The organism is Endozoicomonas sp. ALE010, from assembly GCF_049310165.1.
GTDB lineage: Bacteria > Pseudomonadota > Gammaproteobacteria > Pseudomonadales > Endozoicomonadaceae > Endozoicomonas.
In genome coordinates this window covers 1-1,505 of sequence record NZ_JBLYNV010000182.1, presented here as the reverse complement: position 1 = coordinate 1,505, position 1,505 = coordinate 1, and the positions used below count along the sequence as shown (strand labels likewise).

General features: G+C 43.7%; 1 protein-coding gene. It reads right to left on the bottom strand.

The features are described 5' to 3' along the window. Window positions 1-232 precede the first annotated feature (232 nt). Window positions 233-1,423 carry an ISAs1 family transposase gene (locus ACO6UY_RS24630; protein WP_422491691.1) on the bottom strand — a complete coding sequence of 397 codons (1,191 nt, stop codon included), beginning with the start codon at window positions 1,421-1,423 and terminating at the stop codon, window positions 233-235. Window positions 1,424-1,505 lie beyond the last annotated feature (82 nt).

The following is a 1,505-nucleotide window of genomic DNA, read 5'->3' as shown; positions in this document are numbered from 1 at the left end:
CAGGGCGAAAGCTTCAGGCGTACTAAAGTACTATTATTTAACGCTAATTAAACTTGTTCCTTTGGGCAGAAATTTCTTATATTCAATTTATTACTATGCCTTTCAGTATTTTCAATATCTGGTGATAAAAAAGTAAAGAATCAGGCACGCCAAACTTCTCCAGAGGTGTTACAAACCTGGACTATGAGTTTGTCCTCTAAGTCACCAATTGAAATGGTGGATTTATTTTCTGTTATCCAGGGGAAAACTGTTCAAGTATTAACTCTGTTCGGTAATCTTCATCAAGCCCTGCCAGCTCAGCACGACGGCACATGCTCTCTTTTTCAAAATGGGTGCTCTGTTTATGGGCGTTGTAGCAGCATCGTCTTAACGTAGCAATATTTTTTGTGGCTGTTCGTTCGTGAATTTTAGAGGCGTCTTCGCTGAAACTGACATCCAATTCCCAATGTTGCTTATTCTCTGTACTCCAATGGTTCCGAGCCGCTGCCAGTACGCTTTTGGCTGTCATTTCCCGGGAGGTAATATAGAAATTCAGCTCTGTTGATTGCCTGGAGTCAATGAGTCTATCACGCTGAATAATCGCGCAGTGTTCCAGGCCAGGCCATTCATTTCCGGGATCAACGAGACTTTTGATATTGTTAAATACCCAGCTGCGCCTGTGCTCTTGACGATTGCGACTCTTCTCTATTGTTTCTGCGAAAAACGGATTTTCCTCATCATCTGGATCCGGGTCTGTAGGATTTTCCTCAATATACTGTTCAAAAACTGTATCAATACGATTGTGCAGAGTTGGCTGGTTGTTCTTTACACAGATCAGGTAATCTGCTTTTTTTTCAACAATCTTTTTGCATATGGCGACTTGGCAGCCCATGGCGTCCATGGTGATCAGAGCGCCTTCCAGTACCAGCATATCCAGAATCTCCGGAATGGCGGTAATCTCATTAGATTTTTTATCAACCGATGTTATACCCAGTATGAGATTTAGCTCGGAGCAGTAGGCACTGACTATGTGAACCATTTTCTTACCCTTGGCAGGGCGTGACCCACGAAGTGCCTTACCGTCAATGGCAACAACATTGTCGTTTTTTTCAGGTGGAGGGCCGACTTTACGAGCATTGATCGCGGTTACTGTATCGCACATCCAGTCAATAAATAGCTGCATAAACGCCACTGAGTCAACCATCATGCATACTTTCTCTATGGTATGGTGCGATGGGAACCCGTATTTGTAAGGAAAGAATTGTCGAAACCAAGCTTTGTTGTAATGAGCAAAAGATGCCATGCTCTGCCACTCAGTATACCCGCTCAGAATACTGGCATAGACGATAAATAAGACCTCCTGGAGGGGATAGACGACATGTACCTTATCACGCGGTTCAGCCAGTTGGTGGAGCCTGTCAATTATCGGGGCGTAACTGTTCATTTGGACCATACCTCTGCATTAAGCAGAATGTATCATGGCAGAATTATTTATGTACGTTAGTACATCTGAAGCTTTCGCCCTG